The following is a 16888-nucleotide window of genomic DNA, read 5'->3' on the forward strand; positions in this document are numbered from 1 at the left end:
GATTCACCCTTCCCTTGCATTCTCTCCCGTTAGGGTTTATTCAGGCTCCACGTTTTAAAGTGTCTTGATCTTTATTTTATGAGAAGAAAATGCTGATAATACCGGCGGTGGATTTAAAGGGCGGAAAGTGTGTGAGGCTCATTCAGGGCCAAAAGGACCGCGAGATCGTCTACGGGGCCGACCCGGTGGGGATGGCGCTGAAGTGGGTGGAGGAAGGGGCCAAGCGGCTCCATCTGATTGACCTTGATGGCGCGTTTGAGGGCTCGCCTCAGCACCTTGAAGTGCTTGAAAAATTGTCGGCTAAGGCGGGTGTGCCAATTGAGTTTGGGGGCGGTGTGCGGGCGATGGATTCGCTACATGCTGTTCTGGACGCCGGGGCCTCGTATGTGATTCTGGGCACGAGCGCCATGAAAAACCCCACATTTCTAAGCCAGGCGGCGGAGGAGTATCCCGGAAAGGTCCTGCTTGGCATTGATGCGAAGGACGGCGAGGTGCGCGTCTCGGGCTGGATCGAGGGGGACGGCGTGAAGCCAGAGGAGCTGGCCGCGCGCTTCACGGATCTGCCCCTTGCCGGTATCGTTTTCACGGATATCTCTAAAGACGGCATGCTTGAGGGCTTCAATCCCGAGGCGACCGGGGCTCTGGCTCGGGCGGCCGGGATTCCGGTAATCGCGGCGGGAGGTTTTAGCCGGATGAATGATGTCGAAAAGCTCTTGCCCCTGGCGGATTCGGGCGTTATCGGCGCTGTAGTTGGCCGGGCGCTCTACGAGGGCACGTTTGATTTAAAAGCCGCGCTGGAGAGGGTGTAATGCTAGCGAAGCGAATTATTCCCTGCCTCGATGTTAAAGAGGGGCGGGTGGTGAAGGGAATCAACTTCGAGGGCCTGCGCGACGCAGGGGATCCGGTGGAGTGCGCGGCGGCCTATGATGAGGCAGGGGCGGATGAGATATGTTTTCTCGACATCACGGCGACCAAAGAAGCGCGCAAAACCTTGCTCGATGTGGTCTCGCGGACGGCGGAGCGGGTTTTTGTCCCGTTGACGGTTGGGGGCGGCGTTGGACATGAGGAGGATGTTCGTGACCTTTTAAGAGCCGGGGCCGACAAGGTGAGCATGAACAGCGCAGCCTTGAAAGATCCCAGCCTAATTAAAAGAGCCGCAGAGAAATACGGAAGCTCAACAATTGTGTGCGCGGTGGACGCCAAGCGCGTCTCTGTCGAAGGTGAGCCCCTTCGCTGGGAGGCGTTCACCCACGGGGGATCAAAGCCCACTGGAAAAGATGCGGTCGAGTGGGCACGTGAGGCGGCGGAGCTAGGGGCGGGCGAGATTTTGCTCACCAGCATGGATAAGGACGGCACGCGGGATGGCTACGATATTGAGTTGACCCGCGTGGTGGCGGACGGGGTGCCGGTTCCGGTTATTGCATCGGGGGGTGTTGGAACCTTGGAGCATCTTCGGGGCGGGCTTGCCGAAGGTGGGGCCGAGGCGGCGTTGGCGGCATCGATTTTTCACTTCGGCGAATATTCGGTCGAGGAGGCAAAACGGTATTTAAGGGAGCACGGGGTGGAGGTTAGGTTGTGAGTGATCTGAGTTTACCTGGAATAAAGTGGAACGAGCAGGGGCTTGCAGCAGCAGTGTGTCAGGATGTGGGAACAGGCCAAGTGTTGATGCTTGCCTGGGTGAATGAGGAATCGCTGCGCCTAACGCTTGAGAAAAAGACTGTCCACTTCTGGTCACGATCGCGCGAAGAGCTTTGGGAAAAGGGGGCGACCTCGGGAAATTATTTAAGGCTGGTTTCGGCGGCGCTTGACTGCGATGACGACGCGCTGCTTTTTATGGTGCGCCCCGAGGGCCCGGCTTGCCACACAGGGCGGATTTCGTGCTTTTTTAATGAGGTCGATGTTGCTAACGGAGCCGAGGCTTCCAAAGGCGGTGCGCCAGCCGGGGAACTGTCCTTTGATCCTAATCTGCTTGAGTCGATCTACAAGCTCATTCAGGGGCGTCGTGTGGCAGGGGAAACTGGCGGCAGCTATGTCGCTCGGCTTTTTGCGAAAGGTGAAGTCCGTATACTTGAGAAGGTTGAGGAGGAGGCCGAGGAGGTTGCTCGCGCGATTCGCGAGGAAACCTCAGAGCGTTCTGTGGAGGAGGTGGCTGACTTGTGGTTCCACACTCTCGTGGCACTTGCGCTTAAGGATGTGCCTCCGGGGGCGGTCCTAGCCGAACTTGCCCGCCGGTTTGGCAGGGGCGGGAGGCCCGAAAGTAGCTAGGGGGCCCCTCCCGTTATGATCCAGATTTCTAATTCGAGAGTTTGAATTCGCCAGAAGTCTTTGTAATAAGATAGAATAGTCCGATTAATATTGTTCGCTAAATATTCGTCTTTTCTTGACAAATCTACATTCGGCTCCTATATTCACCGACGTTATCAAAGCGCCAGACATAGGGGCGGTAAAATACTTTAAGTATCTGGAATTTAATGAGAAGGGATGGCGGAAGCTGTCCCTTAGTTTTTGTACCTGATTTTCCAGGGATTGGCACTCCTTGGTTCTATCCGCTCGGTGGATTGTCTCGTACCGGGAGGTTTGTTTCATCCCAGCCGAGTGAATCTCGTTATTTAATAGCTTCCGTCGAAGTGCACAGTTTTGTGCATTAATTTATTTTTTTTCTGAGACGTGTTTTAAATGGATGAGCGCACCCTACAAGCGATTGAATACCCGCAAGTGATTGATCTTGTGTCGGATAGGTGTATCTCCCCACCGGGTCGAAAAGCAGCGCGTAAATTACTCCCGCAGGAGGAGGCTTGGGAGGTTCGTTTGGTGCTTGATGAAACTGATGAGGCTACGGGCCTCGCATCGGCCGGCGAACAGATTCCGCTCTCCTCGTTTGAGGACCCAGAGCCCTGGCTTGAGGAAGTGCGCACAAGGGGTGGATCGCTTGAGCCCGAGTGGCTGCTTGAAATTCTTTCCTTGCTCAGTGCTGCTGCCGATGTCACGAAGTTCCTTGAAGGGCGTCGCGAGGACTTGCCCCGTCTTTCGGGATGGATGGTTGGGGCTGATCTGCTCCGGCCTCTTGCTTCTCATATTAAAAAGACTTTCGATGAGCGAGGCGAGGTTCGTGATGGCGCCACACCCGTCCTCCAGGCCACTCGCTCACGCATCCGCTCGCTTAAGGAGGAAATTCGTCGGGCGCTTGAGAGAATTATGTCGGATCATTCGACCGTGGTGCAGGAGCGGCTCATTGTCCAACGGCGCGACCGGTATGTCATCCCACTGAAAACAAACTTTAGGCGCTCTTTCGAGGGAGTTATACTGGATCGTTCTCAGAGCGGGGAAACTTTTTTTGTCGAGCCAGTTTCGATCATGCCGCTCAACAATTCACTGGCCCAGGCGCAGGCTGATGAACGTGAGGAAGTGAACCGCATTCTCCGCGAACTCTCAGCTGAGGCGATGGAGGGCCGCGAGGTTCTAGCCGATTTGACGCGGCGACTAGTTCGTCTCGATTTGGTTCTGGCTCGTGCCGAACTTGGGCGAGCCTGGCGAGGAGAGCGTGCGTCGCTCAACGAAAAGGGGAAGGTGGCGCTTCGCGGGGCGAGGCATCCGCTTCTTGCCGCAGGCGCGGGGGCGGTTTCGCCTGGAGATGTCGTGCCGATTGACATTTCCCTCGGCGGCCCGGTTCGCCAAATCATCATAACTGGGCCCAATACTGGAGGAAAGACAGTTGCTCTCAAGACATTGGGTCTTTGTGTCGCGCTCAACCAGATGGGGGTCCATATTCCAGCATCGCCGGCGAGTGAGCTTCCGCTGGTGCGCTCACTATTTGCCGATATCGGTGATGAGCAGAATCTTGAGCAGAATTTGAGTACGTTCTCGGGTCATATGAAGCGAGTGGCTGCTGCTGTCGCAGAGGCGGGAGAAGGCAGCTTATTGCTCCTGGACGAGCTTGGCTCGGGTACAGACCCAGCCGAAGGTTCGGCTATCGGTGTTGCGGTTCTCGAGCATCTGGCTCGAAGCGGGGCGCTCGCGGTAGTGACTACCCATCACGATGCTCTCAAGCATTATGCCTACGAATCGACGGAGGCGGAAAACGCTTCGGTCGAGTTCGATCCGAAGGATCTTTCGCCGACCTACCGGTTGCGGATGGGAGCAGCCGGACCTAGCAACGCGATGGCCGTAGCTGAGCGTTTGGGACTTCCCTCGATGATACTTGAACGGGCCAAGGAGCTTTTGGGTGGCGGGCTTGTTCAGGTTGATCGTCTCATGGCTAGACTTTCGAATCAGGAGGTTGCGCTAATTCAAAAAGAAAGAAAGCTCACTTCACGCTGGCAGCGCTTTAAGTCCGAGCGTTCGGGCTTCGCGCGGGCGCGGCGTAAGGTGGAGGCCCGTCAAAGAAGCGAGGCTGAGGCGTTTATCAAGCAGCTTCGACTTGAGGCGGATAGCCTGCTTGATGAAATTCGCGCAAAGGGCGATATCGAGGGAGCCAAGAGAATAGCGCGGGACAAAATCCGCAATATGAAGGAGAGGACTGAAAAGGCTCTCCCGGCGCCTGTCGAGTCAAAACAGTACGCATCCCTTCCTCTCGTTCACACCGGTGATACTGTTCGCCTCAAAGCGACGGGAAGCCGTGGGACCGTTCGTTCTCTCCACGGTGGGGACATGGTTACGGTGGAGGTAGATGGGAAATCCCTGCGAGTGGGGCTGGCCTTTATTGAGCCGGTTAAGGCAGAGCCCCGTGTTTCGGTGTCCTCGGTAGTGATCACGCACGACTCAAGTGCTCCGACGAGAGATTTTTCCTCTGAGCTCAAGGTCATCGGAATGCGGCTTGAGGATGCACTTGAGAAGGTTGATAAATATCTCGATGATGCTGCCGTTCTAGGTGTTGAGAATCTTCGGATTGTCCACGGCAAGGGTGAGGGAGTTCTCTCAAGTGCCATCACAAAAATGCTCGAGGAGAGCCTCCTGGTTGCCAGCTACGGCTGGGCTCGTCCCGAGGATGGTGGCTGGGGAGTGACAACTGTTGAAATGGTGCGACGAAAACGCACGAGCGAAGGGGTGTCCTGATGGGTCTTATTCCCGATGATATTGTGAACCAGCTTCGAGAGGGGAGCCCGATCGAGGATGTGGTCGGCGAGTACCTTCCACTCCGAAAGGCCGGGAGCACTTTCAAGGCCCTCTGTCCCTTTCACGAGGAGAAGACCCCCTCGTTCAATGTGAATCCCAGGATGGGTATATTCAAGTGTTTCGGGTGCGGTGTCGGAGGCGATGCCATCAAGTTCTTGATGCAGCACGAGGGGCTGAATTTCCGCGAGGCCTTGCAGAATTTGGCGAACCGCCAGGGTGTCGATCTTTCGCGATATGAAACCGAGGATGGCGAAGTGCCCACGGCCAGTGTCCGAGAGAAAATTCACGAGATGAATCTTTTCGCTGCCCGCTATTTCTGGTCGGTTCTCAGAGGAGAGGAAGGGGGCCGCGCACGCTCTTATCTCGATAGCCGCGGAATATCCGAGGAGGCTAAGAAGGCCTTTCGCATAGGGGCTGCTCCCGCAAGTTGGGACGCGCTTTGCCAGGCGGCTCGCCAAAAGGGTTATTCCCCAGATGATTTAGTGGATGCTGGACTTATCGTCCAGCGCGAGGATGGCTCAGGCTACTATGATCGATTCAGAGATCGTGTGATGTTTCCGATTCTGGGTGCCGAGGGTGCAGTCGTAGGTTTTGGTGGTCGTTCACTGCCGGACAGCGATGCTCGCCATGCAACAGCCAAATACATAAATTCGCCGGACTCTCCAGCTTTCAGGAAGGGTCGAGTCCTCTACGGATTTAATCAAGGCCGCGAAGCCATTCGCTCCGAGAAGCGGGCGGTTATCACGGAAGGCTATTTCGACGTTATCGCCCTGTGGCAGAGCGGCATAGAGAATGCCGTCGCCCCCCTAGGAACAGCTCTTACGGCTGAGCATCTCAGGACGCTCCGCGCCCATGCTGATGAGTTGGTTTTTGTTTTCGACTCCGATCAGGCGGGTCAGGCGGCCTCTGAGCGTGCCGGTGGTATGGCGGGGCGCCTCATGGGCCTAGCGGGGACGCCAGATTATCTTGTTGCGGGCGAGGTCTTGCGCAATGATTTCATCGACCGCCGGGGTCTCGGGTCAATCCGGCTCAAGGTGATGGACCTACCGGCGGGGCAGGATGTAGATGATGTATTAAGAAACGGTGGTGTCGATATGGTTCGCCGCTTGCTTGGAGAGGCAGAGGGTTTGCTCGAGCATACAGTTCGAGCCGCAATAGGGGGTGTACCTGCTGGGGCGGGGCAGACGGAAAAACTTTCCGCCGTGCGGAGCCTTCTTCCCGTCCTGGGTGCATCACACCAAAGTGTTCGCGATCAGTATTTCTCGCTTCTCGAGGATCGTCTGGGCATCCCCTACCCCACTTTGGCATCTAGCGTGAAACGAATGTTGGCCGAAGATGCTAGAGAGACGGTGCAACGAACCGCCCCGGCGCCAAACCTTCTCGGAGGAAGCGTTGAGCGACCGCGCGTCGAGTTGGACATTGTACGCATGTTGCTGGCAAGACCCGAATTGGCGGCCGGGGGCGAGCTGTCCTCTTCGATGTTTATTGATCCCGCCGTCCAGCAAATCGTGGGGGCGGCTCTAGAGGCTCAAGAGGCTGGTGAGACGCTTCATGCCGCCGAGTTGGCGGGCCGGTTGCTGGACCCAGCGGCTCAGGCGCTTGTTTTCGAACTGGCGGCGGGCGAGATTCCTGATGAAGATGTCGTTGAAGGTGAATTTTCAGATGGCGTGGCCCGAATCCAGGAGCGTTTAAGGCGGAGGCGGGAGGAGAGCCTGCTTAAGGAAATAGAAAACGAGCGACGTAGTTCCGGAGAAGAATCACCCGAATTGCAGCGCCTACTAGAGGAGAAAATAGCGATTATGCACGAGCGAAAAAAGGCCGCGGCTGCGCGTTAAAGTGTGCCCGGAAAATAGATATTAGATTAGGAGATTTTCCCCTTGGCTATAAATGTGAAGGAGCAAAAATTGGCAACAAAGACAGCAAGTACCGGAAAGGCGAAGAAAACAGTAGCAAAAAAGGCTGTAGCGAAGAATGGTTCTGCCAAAGCTGTGACAACGAAAAACGGAGACGCAAAAGCTGGAAAAAACGGTTCGTCGAAACCGGTAGATGTTAAGAAGCTGATCGAGCAGGGAAAGGAGCAAGGGTTTCTCACCTACGATGAGGTCAACGATGTTCTTCCCGACACCGTTACCTCGCCTGAGGCTATCGACGATATTATGGTGATGTTCAAGGAAATGGACATTCAGATCCTCGATACGGAAGCAGCAGAGAAACGCCAAGCGAAGGAGAAAGACGAAGTCGTTGATGTTGATGTCGATGTTGACGATGACTCTGATTCTCCTGATGTAAAGAAGAAGAAGTCTACCTCTCGTGGCATTGCATCGTTTGACGATTCGGCTTTTGGTAAAACTGATGACCCCATGCGCATGTACCTTAGAGAAATGGGCCAGATACCGCTGCTAAGTCGTGAGGGTGAGATCACGATTGCAAAGCGCATTGAGGCGGGACAACTTGAGGTGAGTTTTGCGACGGTAAGCACACCGGTGGCGATTGATGCCGTGCTCGAAATGGCTGATCAACTTCGCAAGGATGAAATTTCCGTGACGGCGATGGTTGTCGTCAACGCAGATACCAGTCGTGACGATGAAAGTGATGAGGAGAAGGAAAAGCCTACCTATGAAGAAGACAAGGCGCGGGTCCTGTCACTAGTGGTTAAGGTGAAAACCCAGCTTCGGCAGCTTGATAAGAAACGCGCTGAAGGCGCTAAGCCTGCAGCGATCGAAAAGGTTCAGGAAAAAATTGCAGCCCTTATTCGAGAGATGAATCTTCGGCCCGATCGGGTGGATCAAATTGCGGACAAAATCCAGTCATTCGTGACGTCGATTCAAAAGGATAAGGAAGAGATTGAAGGGTATCTTGGTCAGGCAGGAATGAATGACGCTGAACTAAAAGCGACAGTGAAGGAGGTTGGAAAGGGCGGCGTTTCGAGCGCGACACCCGTAGGCGAGAAGCGGATACCGATCAGCATCCTTGCAGAGTATGAACGGCGAATTAAAAACGTTCGTCGGCGCTCTCGGCAGACGGAAAAAGATGCTGGTGCCACTTTTGACGAGATGTCTGAGTCTATTAAGATGATCCGTCGGGGCCGTCGTAAAGATCGGCGGGCCAAGAAAGAATTGGCCGAGGCCAACTTGAGGCTTGTTGTCAGTATTGCCAAAAAATACACCAACCGTGGCCTTGCTTTCCTGGATTTGATTCAGGAGGGGAATATTGGACTTATGAAAGCAGTGGACAAGTTCGAATATAAGCGAGGCTATAAATTCAGCACCTACGCGACTTGGTGGATTCGCCAGGCGATCACGCGCGCTATCGCTGACCAAGCACGGACAATTCGAATTCCGGTTCATATGATCGAGACGATCAACAAGCTGATTCGCACTTCGAGGCAACTTGTGCAAGAACTTGGTCGCGAGCCTTTCCCCGAGGAGATCGCCAAGAAGATGGAGTTGCCGGTCGATAAGGTCCGGAAAGTTCTCAAGATCGCCAAGGAACCTATCAGCCTTGAGACGCCTATTGGCGAGGAGGAAGACAGCCATCTTGGTGATTTTATTGAGGACAAAAAGGCCGAGGTGCCCCAGGAGTCGATCATCAAGCTCAACCTCAAGGAGCAGACTCAGCGCATTTTGCAAACGCTGAGTCCCCGCGAGGAGCGGGTGCTTCGCAAGCGCTTTGGCATAGGTTCGGAGAACGAGCATACCCTTGAGGAGGTGGGCCAGGATTTCGATGTAACCAGAGAGCGTATCCGGCAGATTGAGGCCAAGGCCCTCCGCAAGCTGCGCCACCCGAACCGGAGCAAGAAACTGCGCAGTTTCATGGAAGATTAAGCCCACAACTATGGTGGTTTATCCCATGGAGTTGTGGCCTACCTCGCTTGGCATTTGACATTGAGGGCCTAGGAGGCGATATAAACGGAGTTCAAGATTTAGAGAGAACTGGGCTGGCGTTTGCGAGTATTATACGGTTGCTTTTATGCCGTATTTCGCCGTTGATGTTCTCTGGGGCCCATAGCTCAGCGGTCAGAGCCGCCGGCTCATAACCGGCTGGTCCCAGGTTCGAATCCTGGTGGGCCCACCATTTAATTAACGAAATTTTTACCTCGGCGATAAGGAGTCTTTTCAGTGCGACCTGAGTTGCGGGCTATGATTCGCCTCCAAATGATCGACCAAGAGGCTGTTCGTCTGGAAAGAGATCTCGATAAAATTCCCGAATTCATTGCTACTGAAAAAAAATATCTCCATGACTTCGAGGAAGAGGTCAAGGGGGCTGAGGCCGAGCTTGAGTCTATGCAGAAGCGCCAGCGTGATACCGAGGGCGAAATTCAGCTGACCGATGAGAAGCTTCGTGAATCGAAAGGTAAACAGACTCAAGTTAAGACCAACGCGGAGTATGCGGCATTGACCCACGAGGTCGAATCTTTTCAGAAAAAAATTTTTGAACTTGAGGACCAGGTTCTTGAAAGTATGGAAGCGCTTGAGCCACTCCAGGACAAGGTTGCAGAATCGAAGAAGGGTCTGAACGCCGCGAATAATACGGTCCAAATGGCAGTGAATAAGCACGAAGACAACTTGGCACGCCTAAAAGACGAACTTGAAAAGTGCCGGCGTGGCCGCGAATCTGCTTGGTCCGAAATCGGTTCTGATTGGCAGAGCCGCTATGAGTCAATTCGCAAAGGGCGAGGCGGCCTGGCGGTTGTCCCAATCATCGACAGAAATTGTCAGGGTTGTCGGATGAACGAGACGATACAACGGTTTTTTGAGATCCGCGATTCGAAGGATGAAATTTTTTCGTGTTCAAGTTGCGCCCGGATCGTCTATTACAAAGAGTCCGAGGCGGTGGGCACGGTAGTGCCGACCGATGAACCTGATTGAACTCCCAGCCTGAACATCTTCTGATACACACCGATGGCGCCGCGAGGGGTAATCCTGGCCCGGCCGGAGCCGCTGCCTTGCTTTATGACGATACAGGGGCATGCGTCTCGGAAATTATCCAATATCTGGGTACGGCCACAAACAATTTCGCTGAATACAAGGGGCTTGTTCTGGGACTGAGCCGGGCAAAAGAGATTGGTGCACGGAGTATCGAGGTGGTGACCGACTCAGAGTTGATGGCCAAGCAATGGAGCGGCGAGTATCGGGTGAAAAACAAGGCTCTCAAGCCCCTTTACGAGGAAGCCAAGGGGATTGCCCGCCATTTTGAGAGTGTCGATGTGCGGCATGTGAGGCGGGGTGGGAACGCCGCTGCCGATGCCGCAGCCAATCGAGCCATCGACGAGCGAGTGGGCGTTTAGCTGAATTTTGAGTACATTTTATAGAGAATCGAAGCGGGCTGCGCGGCCGCGCGTGGCCTTGTGCTGCGGGAGGAAAGTCCGGGCTCCATAGGGCAGGGTGGTGGATAACGTCCACCGGGGGTAACCCTAGGGAAAGTGCCACAGAAAACAGACCGCCCCGGACCTCGGTTCGGGGTAAGGGTGAAAAGGTGCGGTAAGAGCGCACCAGCGGCTCGGGTGACCGGGTTGGCTTGGTAAACCCCACCCGGAGCAAGGCCAAATAAGGAGACGATTGAGGGCGGCCCGCCCGAAGTCTCCGGGTCGGCTGCTTGAGGCGAATGGCAACCTTCGTCCCAGATAGATGGCCGCGAGCCTGCCCTTGGGCGGGTAACAGAACCCGGCTTACAGGCCCGCTTCGGTTCTTTTCTATATTGTTGTCTAAATTAAATGTGTGTTTTGGCTAGGGTGCCCTGGGCCGGAGTAGGGTATGATTCCTTATCCTGGGCCCTGAACCAGGCTAAATCTACCGTTGGGGAGTTTAATTATGGGCGACGATACGCTCTTAGTGAAAATCGAAAATGGTATTGCGACGGTCACGATCAATCGTCCTGGGCAGCGCAACGCCCTTACTCGGGTGATGTGGGCGCGTTTGCCAGAGCTTTTTGAGGGTTTTCGGGATAGCGGCGAAGTGCGCGTCATAATTCTTCGCGGGTCGGGGGATAAAGCATTCGCCTCGGGACAGGACATTCGCGAATTTCGCGAGATGGAAACTCCCGAGGAGTGGGCACATCACAGCGATATCGTAGAGAATGCCTGGCGACGGATATATAAGGTTGAATTACCGGTTATCGCGCAGGTGCATGGGTTCGCGATGGGTGGTGCTTTCGGGCTTCTAGCGATGTGCGATCTGCGCTATTCGGCCGAGGATGGTGTATTTGCCATCCCGGCGGCTCGACTCGGGGTGGTGTATCCTGAAATTCTCACCCGCCGGATTATCCGCCTTATCGGCCCAGCAAACACTAAGGAAATACTGTTGACGGCACGGCGCTATACAGCTCGTGAGGCCTACGATATGGGCTTCATTAACCGTGTTTTGCCCAAGGGCGAGATCGACGCCTATGTTCAGGAGTTGGCCGAGAAGATTGTCGTCAATGCGCCGATATCGGTGAAGAATTCCAAAGAGATGATCAATCTCATTGAGTCGGGCTCGCTTGAGGACGACGATATGGCTCGGGCCCATGCGCTTCGGCAAGCGGGCTTCAATAGCCAGGATTTTCAAGAAGGCGTGCATGCGTTCATCGAAAAGCGATCTCCCGAGTTCAAGGGTGCATAGTTTGTATATTAATTAGAGGCATGACGGATGGAAGTAGCGAACTCAGAGGCTGAAAATATCACTCCCCTGAACCCGGAGGAGGTGGCGGCAGAAACGGAGCGGGCCGCCGAGGTGCTCGCGCCGCATCTACGGCAAACGCCGGCACGGCTGAGCGATTATTTCTCCGAGCAACTGGGTGTCGAGGTGTATCTGAAACCCGAAAATTTTCAGCGAACAGGTTCGTTTAAGGTGCGAGGTGCGGGCTACGCCCTGAGCAAGCTCGACGATCAGCAGCGCAGGTGGGGTGTTGTCGCGGCATCGGCCGGAAATCATGCCCAAGGAGTTGCCGCCGCCGCCCTGAGGATGAATATCAAGGCGCTGATCGTCATGCCCGAGTCCACCCCTAACACCAAGCTCGACGCCGTACGTGCGCTGGGTGCCGAGGTGGAACTGTTCGGCCCTACCTTCGATGATGCCTATGATCGCGCCCGAAAGATTGAATCCGAGCGCGGGCTGGCGATGATTCCTCCCTTTAACCACCCGGACGTGATTGCGGGCCAGGGCACCGTGGGCCTCGAAATTCTCGACGAAGTGCCCGAGGTGGGGACCATTATCGTTTCGGTGGGCGGCGGCGGGCTTATCGCGGGCCTCGCGGCGGCAGTGAAAGTCCGGCGGCCCGACGTGCGAATAATCGGCGTCGTGGCCTCGGGGGCAGATTCGCTCGCCCGCTCGAAGGATGCGGGAAAGATCGTCGCCACGGATACCATCAAAACAATCGCCGACGGCATTGCCGTCAAGCGCGTGGGCGAGCTGTGCTTTCCGCTGATCCAAAAACTAGTGGATCAGGTCGTGGCCGTGGATGACGACCATATGGCGCGGGCAATTCTGAGCCTCCTGGAGCGCGAGCGGATGCTTGCCGAGGCGGCTGGCGCTGCGCCCCTTGCCGCGCTGGTCGAGCGCAGGGTCCGCGTCACCGGCAAGGTCGTCGCCCTCATCAGCGGCGGCAACCTCGACGTGAACCTCCTCTCGCGGATCATCGGCAAGGGCCTCGCTCTCCAAAACCGTTATGCGCGAATCCAGGTTGTTCTCCATGACGTGCCGGGCTCGCTCATGAATCTCTCACGCATTGTTGCGGATGAAAGAGTGAACATCATTCATATCGAGCATGACCGGATGTCAACGGCCGTGCCCATCAACCATACGGTTTCCACGCTTTACCTGGAGCTTCGCGGCCGCGAGCATCTCGAATCGCTGGTTCATAAGCTACTCGCCGAAGGGTACGAAGTGTGGCGGGAGGACAATCAGCCATGAGTGAGAAGAGAAGAGCAGTCATCAGTGTCAGTGATAAAAAAGGTGCCACCGAGTTGGGTAAGATGCTCAGCGAGACGGGCTGGGAAATACTCTCCACCGGAGGCACCGCCAAGGCCCTACGCGAGGGGGGTGTTCCGGTCACGGATGTGTCGGCCTACACCGGCCAGCCCGAAATCTTGGGCGGGCGCGTTAAGACACTTCATCCCAAACTGCTGGGCGGCATCCTGGCCCGCCTGCCCGATCAGGCCGAGGAGATGAAGGGCAACGGCATCGAGCCAGTTGATCTGGTTGCCGTTAATTTTTATCCCTTCAGAGAGACCATCGCGCGCCCGGGTGTCACCCCGGCCGAGGCTGTGGAGCAAATCGACATCGGGGGCCCCACGATGGTTCGCGCCTCGGCGAAAAACCACGGGCGTGTCACCGTTCTCGTCGATCCGGAGGATTACCCTAAGGTCATCGAGCAGCTCTCAAAAGACGAGACGGTTTCTGATGATCTGCGGCGCAACTTGGCGCGCAAAGCCTTCGGGTATGTCTCGGATTATGACGCGGCCATCAGCGCCTATCTTTCCGGCCTCGATGCGCAACCTGGTGCGGATGAGGAAGCGGATGACGATTTGTTTCCCAAAAACCTCTCTCTCGGGCTCGAGCGGATGCAGGTTCTGCGCTACGGTGAGAACCCGCACCAGAGAGCGGCTTTTTACCGCTCTGCGGCGGAGGGGCTCTCCATCGCCGATGCCGAGGTGCTGGGCGGAAAAGAGCTTTCCTACAACAACCTGCTTGACCTTGCCGGGGCGGCTGAACTCATCGCCGATCTCGGCGGAACTGCCTGCGCCATCTTGAAGCATACGAACCCTTGCGGCGTTGGCATCGCGGACACTCCGGCCGAGGCCTATGTGCGCGGGCTGGCCTGCGATCCGGTGTCGGCCTTCGGCAGCATCATCGGCTATAACTGCCGGGTGGACGCGACAGCGGCCGAGGCCATGCGCGAGCTTTTCGTCGAGGCGGTCATTGCGCCCGAGTTCGACGAGGAGGCGCTCGCGATTTTTAGAAAAAAGAAAAACCTTCGCATCCTCCGGCTTCCCGGCCTTACCTCGCAGAAGCGTGAGGGACTCGATTACCGCGCCGTTCCCGGCGGGGTCCTTGTCCAGACGCCCGACAGCATGTCGGCAGAGGAGTTCGAGTGGAAAGTCGTCACCCCACGCGGGCCGACGGCGGATGAGGAAAAGGCGCTTCATATCGCCTGGACGGTTTCGCGCCATGTGAAGAGCAACGCCATCGTCCTCGCCGATCAGGCCGGCACGGTGGGAATCGGCGCTGGCCAGATGAGCCGTGTGGACTCGTCTCGAATCGCCGCTGACCGAGCGGTGCTCCCCCTAGAAGGGTGTGCGCTTGGCTCGGACGCATTTTTCCCATTCCGGGACGGGGTGGATGAGGCCGCCAAGCGGGGGGTCAAAGCCATCGCGCAGCCGGGCGGCTCGAAGCGGGACGATGAGGTGATTGAAGCCGCCGCTGAGCACGGTATCGCAATGGTGTTCACCGGCAGGCGCCACTTCCGCCACTAAAATGCAGCTATCCGATCTTTCGACGATCTTCCGTGATCAAGAAACCGCGGCTCCGCCTGAGATTTATCGCAGGGTCGAGGTTTTTTTGAACGCGCTTGCTGCGATTCCCAAAAAACGCTGGCGACCACATTTCAATTCGCAGGGAATCCGCGTCGAGGGCCCCGGCCTCGCCCGGATGGAGCGCCTTTTAGAGCGCCTGGCGCTGTCCTTTCAAGGCACCAAAATTATCCGCGTGGTGGGGACAAGCGGTAAGGGCTCAACCTCGCTGATGATTGCCGAGTCGCTTCAGGCGGCGGGGCGCCCCACGGCGGCTTTTTTTTCCCCGAATGTGACTTCTCTGGCAGAGCGTTTCTGGATTCGGGGCGCTCTGGCCGATGCCGGGGCGGCGGGCCGCGCCGCTGCGCGGGTGGCCGATGTGGCCGCTGCAATGGCTAAAGAAGATGAGGTTGGCCCCCCCTCTTTTTTTGAAAGCTCTCTTGCGCTGCTGTTGGTTGCTGCCGGGGAGGAGGGGTGCGAATACATCGTTCTCGAGGCCGGACTGGGCGGCACCTATGATGCGACCAACGCGGTGGGGCCCGGTGTGTTGGAGGTGATCACGCCGATTGGCCTCGATCACACGGATTTGCTAGGGGATACTATTGGGCGAATCGCACGGGACAAGGCCGGGATCATCACGCCGGGCGGAAGGGTAATCACAGCGCCTCTGGCCCCCGAGGCGGAAAATGAGGTCGTTGTGGCGGCCCGCGAGCGAAATGCCGAGCGGCACCGCTCGCCCGAGGTGGCGGGTTTTGAGATGGATGAGGCGGGATGTCTTTTTGATCTTGATTTTGGCGGCAATGAGATTTGGGAGGGAGTTCGCACCCAAATGATCGGTGCGCATCAGGCGATGAACGCTACGCTCGCGGCAGGGGCGTGCCACCTTTTGGGCGTGGGGGAGGCGGACATTCGCACCGGGCTTTATGTGGCCCGTCTACCCTGCCGGATCGAGCGCATGCCTGGCGAGCCCGCCGTCATACTCGACGGGGCCCACAACCGAGACAAGGCGCGGGCACTTGTCGATTCACTCACCGCCTGGCCCCTCTCGCGCCGCCTCTTCGTCCTGGGGGCGATTGGCGATAAAGACTACCTAGGGTTGGCCGAGGAGCTTGCTGGACAGGGGGAGCGGTTCTTCGTGACCGCCCCGCCGGGCGGCGCGCCGAGGCCGGGTCTGGCGCCGGGGAAATTCGCCCGGGCCTTGCGAGATGCCGGGGCGGCGAGAGTTTCGGAATTTCTCGACCCTTGGCAGGCCTTTGAGGTGGCCCTTAGAGTGGCTGGCGAGGATGATCTCGTCATTGTGGCCGGGTCGCTTTATCTTGCTGGCGAGTTTCGAAAAAAGTGGGTGGGTGAGGAGCTAATAATCGAGACGGGCACTCCTTTTCCGCCAGAGGTGTGGGTTTGAAGAAAATTCTTTCTTTTGTTCCGGGTGAGAAGGTCGTTCCAAAGGAGGCTGACTGCCGGGGTCGGCGGCTTGATTTCACCCGAACACGGGTGATGGGCGTCATTAATGTCACTCCGGATAGTTTCTCTGACGGTGGCCGGTTTCACGAACTCTCGGCGGCGCTTGAAATGTACACCCGAATGAGTGAAGCGGGGGCCGACATTATCGATATTGGCGGGGAGAGTACTCGACCTGGCTCGGGCGAGGTGGACGATACCGAGGAGCTCCTTCGAGTGATGCCCATCCTTGAGCAAATCGATATGACCCAAGGTCCGCTCGTATCTATCGATACGAGGAAGCCTATCGTAGCCCGTGCTGCCCTTGAGGCAGGCGTGCATATCGTGAACGACGTAAGTGGTTTTGGGAATCTGGAAATGATACGGGTGGTAGCAGAGGTGGGCGCGGCGGCGATCGTGATGCATATGAAGGGCGAGCCGCGCATGATGCAGGAGGCTCCGGTATATGAAAATGTTGTTCGTGAGGTGGCCGAATTCTTGGAGGAGCGGGCCTCTGCGGCAGAGCGGGGCGGGGTGGGGAGCGTTTGGGTGGACCCCGGCATCGGGTTCGGCAAGAGTTGGGATCATAATTTGGAAATTTTAAGGTCCTTCACATTGTTTAACGAAATGGTGCGCCCGCTGGTTATCGGTGTGTCGAGAAAAACCTTCATCGGACAGGCAACAGGGGTCCAGGAGGCCGAGGCGCGCATGATGGGCTCTAAATTGACTGAAGGTTTTGCTGTGCTGGGCGGCGCGGATGTCATCCGAACTCACGATGTTCCCGAGGCGACAGAGGTCATCCGGATGGCCGAGGTCTTAGCGCGCGGTACGATTAAGCCTGAATAGAAAATG

13 protein-coding genes, 1 tRNA gene and 1 other RNA gene are annotated in these 16888 nt (G+C 56.7%); all 15 read left to right on the plus strand.

Annotation, left to right across the window (positions count from 1 at the left end; translation table 11 throughout):
• Nucleotides 1–89: 89 nt before the first annotated feature.
• The 15 genes from hisA to folP all read left to right on the plus strand — a co-directional run bounded on the left by hisA (nucleotide 90) and on the right by folP (nucleotide 16882).
• Nucleotides 90–809, plus strand: coding sequence for a 1-(5-phosphoribosyl)-5-[(5-phosphoribosylamino)methylideneamino]imidazole-4-carboxamide isomerase (gene hisA / locus HOJ95_03130; GenBank protein ID MBT6393677.1), 720 nt, complete (start codon nucleotides 90–92; stop codon nucleotides 807–809).
• The gene (gene hisF / locus HOJ95_03135; protein ID MBT6393678.1) at nucleotides 809–1579 is read left to right on the plus strand and encodes an imidazole glycerol phosphate synthase subunit HisF; all 771 of its coding nucleotides are present in this window, start codon (nucleotides 809–811) and stop codon (nucleotides 1577–1579) included. The genes hisA and hisF overlap by 1 nt, the downstream gene beginning before the upstream one ends.
• The gene (locus tag HOJ95_03140; GenBank protein ID MBT6393679.1) at nucleotides 1576–2265 is read left to right on the plus strand and encodes a bifunctional phosphoribosyl-AMP cyclohydrolase/phosphoribosyl-ATP diphosphatase HisIE; all 690 of its coding nucleotides are present in this window, start codon (nucleotides 1576–1578) and stop codon (nucleotides 2263–2265) included. Before hisF ends, HOJ95_03140 begins: the two co-directional genes overlap by 4 nt.
• A 411-nt stretch (nucleotides 2266–2676) precedes the next feature.
• On the plus strand, nucleotides 2677–5052 hold the full coding sequence (locus HOJ95_03145) for an endonuclease MutS2 (GenBank protein ID MBT6393680.1): 2376 nt from the start codon (nucleotides 2677–2679) through the stop codon (nucleotides 5050–5052).
• Nucleotides 5052–6947, plus strand: a complete 1896-nt coding sequence (gene dnaG, locus HOJ95_03150; GenBank protein MBT6393681.1) for a DNA primase — start codon at nucleotides 5052–5054, stop codon at nucleotides 6945–6947. The genes HOJ95_03145 and dnaG overlap by 1 nt, the downstream gene beginning before the upstream one ends.
• 153 nt (nucleotides 6948–7100) lie before the next feature.
• The gene (gene rpoD, locus HOJ95_03155) at nucleotides 7101–8936 is read left to right on the plus strand and encodes an RNA polymerase sigma factor RpoD (protein ID MBT6393682.1); all 1836 of its coding nucleotides are present in this window, start codon (nucleotides 7101–7103) and stop codon (nucleotides 8934–8936) included.
• 174 nt (nucleotides 8937–9110) lie between these two features.
• Nucleotides 9111–9186, plus strand: a tRNA-Ile gene (locus tag HOJ95_03160).
• Between the two features lie 44 nt (nucleotides 9187–9230).
• Nucleotides 9231–9980 (plus strand): hypothetical protein, encoded by a 750-nt coding sequence (locus HOJ95_03165; GenBank protein MBT6393683.1) that lies wholly within the window; start codon nucleotides 9231–9233, stop codon nucleotides 9978–9980.
• Nucleotides 9977–10399 carry a ribonuclease HI family protein gene (locus HOJ95_03170; GenBank protein MBT6393684.1) on the plus strand — a complete coding sequence of 141 codons (423 nt, stop codon included), beginning with the start codon at nucleotides 9977–9979 and terminating at the stop codon, nucleotides 10397–10399. Before HOJ95_03165 ends, HOJ95_03170 begins: the two co-directional genes overlap by 4 nt.
• A 30-nt stretch (nucleotides 10400–10429) precedes the next feature.
• Nucleotides 10430–10799, plus strand: an RNA gene (rnpB, locus tag HOJ95_03175) — RNase P RNA component class A.
• 123 nt (nucleotides 10800–10922) lie between these two features.
• The gene (locus HOJ95_03180) at nucleotides 10923–11711 is read left to right on the plus strand and encodes an enoyl-CoA hydratase (GenBank protein ID MBT6393685.1); all 789 of its coding nucleotides are present in this window, start codon (nucleotides 10923–10925) and stop codon (nucleotides 11709–11711) included.
• A gap of 27 nt (nucleotides 11712–11738) precedes the next feature.
• Nucleotides 11739–13001 carry a threonine ammonia-lyase gene (locus HOJ95_03185; protein MBT6393686.1) on the plus strand — a complete coding sequence of 421 codons (1263 nt, stop codon included), beginning with the start codon at nucleotides 11739–11741 and terminating at the stop codon, nucleotides 12999–13001.
• On the plus strand, nucleotides 12998–14563 hold the full coding sequence (gene purH, locus HOJ95_03190; protein ID MBT6393687.1) for a bifunctional phosphoribosylaminoimidazolecarboxamide formyltransferase/IMP cyclohydrolase: 1566 nt from the start codon (nucleotides 12998–13000) through the stop codon (nucleotides 14561–14563). Before HOJ95_03185 ends, purH begins: the two co-directional genes overlap by 4 nt.
• An 85-nt stretch (nucleotides 14564–14648) precedes the next feature.
• Nucleotides 14649–16001: a hypothetical protein gene (locus HOJ95_03195; GenBank protein ID MBT6393688.1), complete on the plus strand. Its 1353-nt coding sequence runs from the start codon at nucleotides 14649–14651 to the stop codon at nucleotides 15999–16001.
• Nucleotides 15998–16882 (plus strand): dihydropteroate synthase, encoded by an 885-nt coding sequence (gene folP / locus HOJ95_03200; protein MBT6393689.1) that lies wholly within the window; start codon nucleotides 15998–16000, stop codon nucleotides 16880–16882. The genes HOJ95_03195 and folP overlap by 4 nt, the downstream gene beginning before the upstream one ends.
• The last annotated feature ends 6 nt before the right edge of the window (nucleotides 16883–16888 follow it).

It is taken from the genome of Nitrospinaceae bacterium (assembly GCA_018669005.1).
Lineage (GTDB): Bacteria > UBA8248 > UBA8248 > UBA8248 > UBA8248 > UBA8248.